Annotated in this window: 5 protein-coding genes; 2 read left to right on the forward strand and 3 right to left on the reverse strand. The window is 72.4% G+C overall.

Annotation, left to right across the window (positions count from 1 at the left end):
* Positions 1–62 precede the first annotated feature (62 nt).
* Both KAK07_RS24665 and KAK07_RS24670 read left to right on the forward strand, forming a co-directional pair.
* Complete coding sequence (locus KAK07_RS24665) at positions 63–1796, forward strand: ABC transporter substrate-binding protein (RefSeq protein WP_210863604.1); 1734 nt, start codon at positions 63–65, stop codon at positions 1794–1796.
* A 185-nt stretch (positions 1797–1981) separates the two neighbouring features.
* Positions 1982–3514, forward strand: coding sequence for a TIR domain-containing protein (locus KAK07_RS24670; RefSeq protein ID WP_210863606.1), 1533 nt, complete (start codon positions 1982–1984; stop codon positions 3512–3514).
* Between the two features lie 7 nt (positions 3515–3521).
* On the opposite strand, the gene KAK07_RS24675 is transcribed toward KAK07_RS24670, so the two are convergent.
* From KAK07_RS24675 to KAK07_RS24685, 3 genes are all read right to left on the reverse strand, one after another.
* Positions 3522–4274, reverse strand: coding sequence for an SDR family oxidoreductase (locus tag KAK07_RS24675; RefSeq protein ID WP_210863608.1), 753 nt, complete (start codon positions 4272–4274; stop codon positions 3522–3524).
* Between the two features lie 91 nt (positions 4275–4365).
* Positions 4366–4620: an EF-hand domain-containing protein gene (locus KAK07_RS24680; RefSeq protein ID WP_210856788.1), complete on the reverse strand. Its 255-nt coding sequence runs from the start codon at positions 4618–4620 to the stop codon at positions 4366–4368.
* Positions 4621–4741: 121 nt separating this feature from the next.
* Positions 4742–6379 (reverse strand): GGDEF domain-containing protein, encoded by a 1638-nt coding sequence (locus KAK07_RS24685; RefSeq protein WP_210863610.1) that lies wholly within the window; start codon positions 6377–6379, stop codon positions 4742–4744.
* Between the last annotated feature and the right edge of the window lie 378 nt (positions 6380–6757).

Genomic DNA, 6757 nt, shown 5'->3' on the forward strand with positions numbered 1-6757 from the left:
CAACCGCAACGCGGGGCAGCGCGATTCACTCCCGATCATCGACCGCTAGAAGGAGACAAGCGATGAAGATGCGTTACACCGCCCTTGCCCTGGCCGCCGCCTGCGCGCTGGGCAGCACGACCGCCTGGTCCGGCGAAGCCGAGGCCAAGAAGTGGGTGGAGGGCGAGTTCCAGCCCTCCACGCTCAGCAAGGACCAGCAGCTGGCCGAGATGAAGTGGTTCATCGACGCCGCCGCCAAGCTCAAGGCCAAGGGCGTGAAGGAGATCTCGGTGGTCTCCGAGACCATCACCACCCACGAGTACGAGTCCAAGACGCTGGCCAAGGCCTTCAGTGAGATCACCGGCATCACCGTCAAGCACGACCTGATCCAGGAAGGCGACGTGGTCGAGAAGCTGCAGACCTCGATGCAGTCGGGCAAGTCGATCTATGACGGCTGGATCAGCGACTCCGACCTGATCGGCACGCACTACCGCTACGGCAAGATCATGAACCTCACCGACTACATGGCCGGTGCGGGCAAGGAGTTCACCAACCCCGGGCTGGACCTGAAGGACTTCATCGGCACCAGCTTCACCACCGCGCCCGACGGCAAGCTCTACCAGCTGCCCGACCAGCAGTTCGCCAACCTGTACTGGTTCCGCGCCGACCTGTTCGCCCGCAAGGACCTGCAGGACAAGTTCAAGGCCAAGTACGGCTATGAGCTGGGCGTGCCGCTGAACTGGAGCGCCTACGAGGACATCGCCGAGTTCTTCACCAACGACGTGAAGACCATCGACGGCAAGCCCATCTACGGCCACATGGACTACGGCAAGAAGGACCCGTCGCTGGGCTGGCGCTTCACCGACGCCTGGCTGTCGATGGCCGGCACCGCCGACAAGGGCATCCCCAACGGCATGCCGGTCGACGAATGGGGCATCCGCGTGGCCGACGACAAGTGCACGCCGGTGGGCGCGTCGGTGGAGCGCGGCGGCGCCACCAACTCGCCGGCCGCCGTCTACGCGCTGACCAAGTACGTCGACTGGATGAAGAAGTACGCGCCCAAGGAAGCCACCGGCATGACCTTCGGCGAGGCCGGCCCGGTGCCGGCCCAGGGCCAGATCGCGCAGCAGATCTTCTGGTACACGGCCTTCACCGCCGACATGACCAAGAAGGGCCTGCCGGTGGTCAACGCCGACGGCACCCCGAAGTGGCGCATGGCGCCTGGCCCCAACGGCCCGTACTGGAAGCAGGGCATGCAAAACGGCTACCAGGACGTGGGCAGCTGGACCTTCTTCAAGGACCACGACGCCAACCGCACCGCCGCCGCCTGGCTGTACGCGCAGTTCATCACCGCCAAGACCACCAGCCTGAAGAAGACCATCGTCGGCCTGACGCCGATCCGCGAGTCCGACATCCAGAGCAAGGCCATGACCGACCTGGCCCCCAAGCTGGGCGGCCTGGTCGAGTTCTACCGCAGCCCGGCCCGCGTGGCCTGGACGCCCACCGGCACCAACGTGCCCGACTACCCGAAGCTGGCGCAGCTGTGGTGGAAGAACGTGGCGCAGGCGGTGACTGGCGAGAAGACGCCGCAGGGCGCGATGGACAACCTGGCCAAGGAGATGGACGACGTGATGGCCCGCCTGGAGCGTGCCGGCATGGCCAAGTGCGCGCCCAAGCTGAACAAGAAGGAGGACCCGAAGAAGTGGCTCTCCGACAAGGCGGCGCCGTGGGCCAAGCTGGCCAACGAGAAGCCCAAGGGCGAGACCATCGCCTACGACAAGCTGCTGGGCGCCTGGAAGGAAGGCCGGGTGCGCTGAGCACCGGTCGAATCGTTCTCCACCCCCACACCAGGGCGCCTTCGGGCGCCCTTTTTTCGTGCGGTCCGGCGGCGCGCCGGGCCGCGACTGCGCCATAGTTCGCGCCCGCCGGGGGTCTGGTCCGGCGGCGGCGCTCTGCTGCGCCTATGATCCAGCGCCTGCCGCCGTGGCAGGCGGCAGTACCCATGGACGCATTCGAACCCGACGACGGCTTCGCCCACGATCTTGCCCTGCTGCATGCGCCGCAGGACCTTCGTGCCGCTCAGGCGCTGGCGCTGGCGCTGCAGGCGCAGGGCGCGACCGTGGCCTGGACGCCCGGCCAGCCACCCGAAGCCGGGCGCCTGGACGACGCACTGGCGCGCACCCGCTGGGTGCTGCTGCTGTGGTCGGCCGCATTGGCCGAGCTGCCCGAGCAGATCGAACGCGCCCGCCTGGCGCTGCAGCGCCAGGCGCTGATGCCGCTGCGCCTGGACCCGACGGCGCTGCCGCCGGGCATGGAACGCGTGCCGGTGGTAGCGCTCAGCGGCTGGCAGGGCGACACCGCCGAGCCGGTGTTCACCGGCCTGATGCGGGCGCTGATGCCGCTGGTGCTGCCGCCGCGCAGCGCGGCGCCGCCGGCCGCGGCCGCGCCCGCCGCCGAGCCGCGCCGCTGGTGGCAGCTCTGGCGCCGCGAGCCCGCGGCCGAGCCCGCGTCTGACCTGCGCGGCAGCCTGCGTCTGGCGCTGGGGCCCACCGAGGAGCCCTTCGAGCGCACCGTGCCGCTGATCCGCGCCGCCGCGGTGAGCCCGCCCGACACCGTGGCCGAACCGGCCCAGCGGCGCGCCGACATGGCGCCGCCGCGCGACGACGGCCTGCCCGTCTGGGTGGGCGCCGCCGCGCCGCGCCACGCCGCGCCGGGCCAGCACTTCGCGGTGCGCCTGGGCCTGTTCACCGAGCCGATGCGCGAACGCATGCTGGCCGTGCTGGCCCACCTGGCCGAAGAGGCCGAGCTGGCGCCGCGCCCTGACGCGCCCGCCTCCGTCTGGTGCGAGGGCGCACCCATCACCGTGGCCATCGACGGCGGCCCCGACCTGGTGGTGTCGCCGCCGCTGCGTCGCCTGAGCTGGAACGGCCAGTCCGACCTGGCCAGCTTCAACGTCAGCGTCAACCCCGGCACGCCGATGGGACCGCAGACCCTGCACCTGCAGGTGCTGCTGGCGGGCCTGCCGCTGGCCTACCTGAGCCTGCCGCTGCGCATCGAGCGCGCCAACATGGCCACCGCGCTGGCGGTGCCGGTGGTCGAGCCGCCGCGGCCGCTGCCACGCTCGCTGTGGGTGGCGGTGGCCAGCGCCGACGCCAGCGCAGTGGCCGAGCGCGTCAGCCAGGCACTGGCCCAGGCCCCGGGCCTGCGCCTGCAGGCCGGCGACGCGATGCACACCGTGGCCGAGCGCGAGCGCGCGCTGGCCGCCTGCGACGCGATGCTGCTGTGCTGGTCGATGGCCGCCGTCACCGACGCCGAGGTCATCCGCACGCTGCGCCACGGCTGGTCGCGCCTGGGTCCCGAGGCGGTGCTGCCGATGCCGCTGGCCGACCCCGAGGCGGTCTGGCCGCCGCAGGAGTTCTCCGAGGGCCTGTGGCTGGAGCGCTACCGCATGGCCTGGGCCGCGCTGGCGCCGCCGCTGGAGCTGCAGCTGGCCGACGAGCCCGAGACCGAGGTCGGCCCGCTCAGCCGCCGCTGAGCCCGCTTCAGCGCCCGCCGGTGACGTCGATGATCGCGCCGGTGGTGTAGGCCGCCTCGTCGGACAGCAGCCACAGGATGGCCGGCGCCACCTCGTCGGCGGTGCCCAGGCGTCCCATCGGGATCAGGTGCAGGCTCTGCGCCACGCGTGCCGCGTGGCCGCCGCTGGCGTGGATCTCGGTGTCGATGATGCCGGGGCGCACACCGTTGACGCGCACGCCTTCGGTGGCCACCTCGCGCGCCAGGCCCACCGTGAAGTGGTCGATGGCGGCCTTGCTCATCGAATAGTCCAGGTACAGGCCGGGCGAGCCCACCCGCGCCGCCCCCGAGCTGAGGTTGACGATCGCGCCGCCCTGGCCGCCATGGCGGGTGCTCATGCGGCGCACGGCCTCGCGCGCGCACAGCAGGCTGCCGCTGAGGTTGGTGCGCCACATGCGGTCCAGGCGCGCGGCGCTCATCTCGTCGACGCGGGCCGCCACGTCGATCACGCCGGCGTTGTTGACCAGTGCTCCCAGCGGTCCGAGCTGCGTGTCCACCGCGGCGAACATCGCCGTCACCTGCGCCTCGTCGGCCACGTCGGCCTGCACGACGATCGCGCGGCGCCCGTGCGCACGCACCTGCTGCGCCACGGCCTCGGCGGCGGCGGTGTCGCGCACGCAGTTCACCGCCACGTCCCAGCCGCGCTGGGCGGCCAGGCGGGCGGTGGCGGCACCGATGCCGCGGCTGGCACCGGTGATCAGGACAACACGGGAGGTCGGCATGCGCGGGGCTCCGGCGGCAGCCCCGGGCACCGCGCCCGGGTGGCTGCCTGAGCCCCGAGTGTCGCAAGAAGCCGGGCGCGCCGGCCTCGGCTCACTTGGTGGCGACGGTGGTATTGCGCTGGCGGGTCTGCTCGGCCACCAGGTAGGCCTGCATCTCGGCGGCGGAGATGTAGCCGTCGCGGTCGGTGTCGATGCGGTTCCAGTCGCGCGTGGCGGGGGCCGTGGCGGGTGCGGCGGTGGCGGTGCGTTCGGCGGTGGCGGGCGCGGCCGGGGCCGGGTTGGCCAGCGCGGTGCCGGCCAGCGCAGCCAGGGCCAGCGGGGCCAGGTGGCGGATCGAGATCGTCATCATCAGCTCCATCGGGTCAGGGGTTGGTGAGGGGAATCGACGCGTCGCGCGACATGGACGTCGCGCCGCCCCGGAAAGTTCCCCCGGTCCCTGAGAGCCAGCGATGGCACTGGGGTGATGCTCAGCCGGCGCGCACCCGGTTGCGACCGGCTTGCTTGGCGCGGTAGAGGGCCCGGTCGGCCTGGTCGAACAGCGCCGCCATGTCGTGCGGCGGTGCCATCGCCAGGCCAACGCTGACCGTCACCCGCAGGCCGGCCTGGTGCTGGCCCCAGTCGGTGTGCTCGACCTGCTCGCGCAGGCGCTCGCAGACCTCGGTGGCGCGGTGCAGGTCGGTCTCGGGCAGCGCCACCAGGAACTCCTCGCCGCCGATGCGCGCGATCAGGTCGGCCGAACGCGTGCCCTGGCGCAGGCGCTGCGCCAGCTCCACCAGCACGCGGTCGCCGACGCGGTGGCCGAAGCGGTCGTTGATCGACTTGAAATGGTCGATGTCGATCAGCACCAGCGCCAGCTCGCTGCGCTGCTGCTCGGCCTGGCGCAGCAGGCGCGGCAGCTGCTCGTCCAGGTAGCGGCGGTTGCCCAGGCCGGTCAGCGCGTCCTGGCTGGCGCGCACCGCCAGCTCGGCGGCGCGGGCACGTTCGATCTGCGCCTCCAGCCGGGCGCGCTCGGCCTGCAGGCGGCTCAGCTCGGCCTCGGTGCGGGTGACCAGCAGCGCCGACTGGGCGCGCAGCTGCTGGGCCATGCGGCGGCGCAGCAACTGCTCGCCGGCCTCGTGGTGGCGCAGCGCGGCCGGGGTGTCGCCCAGCAGCTTGCAGGCGCGGTACATCGCGTGGTGCAGGCGGATCCGGGTGGCGGCGGGCACCTGGTCCAGGGCCTCGGTGGCCATGGGCTGCAGGCGCGCCAGCACGCGCGCGGCCTGGTCGGTCTGCAGATCGCCTTCGGCCAGCGTGCAGCGGATGCGCCAGACCTGCGCCTGGTGGCCCCCCTGTTCCGCGGCGGCCAGCGCGCGGTCAAGCAGCGGCTGGGCTTCGTCCAGGCGCCGCTGGTGCAGCAGGACCTCGCCCAGGTTGCCTTCGATGAACACGCGGTGGAAGGGCTCGCCGGTCAGCGCGGCCATCGCAGCGGCCTCGCGGGCGTAGCCGGCGGCGCGGTCCAGCGTGGCGGTGGCGTCGGCTTCGTCGATGCCGTCGCGCAGCAGGTGGTAGGCGCCGATCGTCACCGCGGCCAGGTTGTTCAGCGTGATCATCAGCGCCTGCGCCCCGCCATCCAGCCGGGCGTGGGACAGGGCCTCGAGCATGATGCGCTCGGCCTGCCAGGGGTCGCCCATGCGCTCGTAGCAGGCCCCCATGGCGTTCAGCGACAGCGCCAGATGGGCCGAGCGCTCGCCGCTGCGCGCGCGCTCCACGCCCTCCACCGCCCAGGCCATGGCCTCGGCGTGGCGGCCGGTTTCCGACGCGGCCAGCACGGCCCAGCGCAGGCATTCGTCCAGGTCGTGCTGGTTGGCGCTGGCGCGCAGCTCCGGCCAGCAGCGCGCGAACAGCACCACCAGCTCCTCCAGCCGGCCCAGGCGGAACAGGCAGAAGGCGCAGCGGTGCGCCGCCTGCAGGCGCAGGGCCCGATCGCCCGCGGCGTCCAGCGCCTGCTGGGCGAGGGCCAGGGCGCGTGTCAGCTCGCCATCGCTGACCGCGGCGGTCGCGGCTTCGAGCAGGCTCGCCGGATCGGGCGAGAACGCCACCGGATCGTCGGGGTGGGGGTACGGCATGGGGGCACTGCTCGCGAAAGGCGACGACCCATGCTGAACCAAGTCACGGTTGGCAACAAGTCCGTGTATCCCGGCGGACGTGATGCATTTGGTGGGCGCTGCGGCCTTGTCGCGCCACTGCGGGGCGGCGGCCTCGGGATAACCCGGTAATACAATCGATTGCAATTGGGCGATGATGCGGCCCGTCGCCACCTCACCGCGTCTTGCGATTCCATGAACGCCCCTGTCCCCGCCCGCGCCAACGTCGGCTTCGACCAGGCTCCCCGCCGCCACCCGATCGGTCTGGCGGTGGTGGCCCTGCTGCACGTGGTGGTCGGCTACGCGCTGGTCAACGGCCTGGCGCGCAAGATCGTCGAGGTGGTCAAGGCCCCGATCGAG

This window comes from Ideonella alba (assembly GCF_018069875.1).
Lineage (GTDB): Bacteria > Pseudomonadota > Gammaproteobacteria > Burkholderiales > Burkholderiaceae_C > Ideonella > Ideonella alba.

What these genes read in the sequence shown, in the direction of transcription:
- KAK07_RS24665 (WP_210863604.1), top strand. Translation starts at nt 63, where the DNA reads ATGAAGATGCGTTACACCGCCCTTGCCCTGGCCGCCGCCTGCGCGCTG.
- KAK07_RS24685 (WP_210863610.1), bottom strand. Translation starts at nt 6,379, where the DNA reads ATGCCGTACCCCCACCCCGACGATCCGGTGGCGTTCTCGCCCGATCCG.
- KAK07_RS24675 (WP_210863608.1), bottom strand. Translation starts at nt 4,274, where the DNA reads ATGCCGACCTCCCGTGTTGTCCTGATCACCGGTGCCAGCCGCGGCATC.
- KAK07_RS24670 (WP_210863606.1), top strand. Translation starts at nt 1,982, where the DNA reads ATGGACGCATTCGAACCCGACGACGGCTTCGCCCACGATCTTGCCCTG.
- KAK07_RS24680 (WP_210856788.1), bottom strand. Translation starts at nt 4,620, where the DNA reads ATGACGATCTCGATCCGCCACCTGGCCCCGCTGGCCCTGGCTGCGCTG.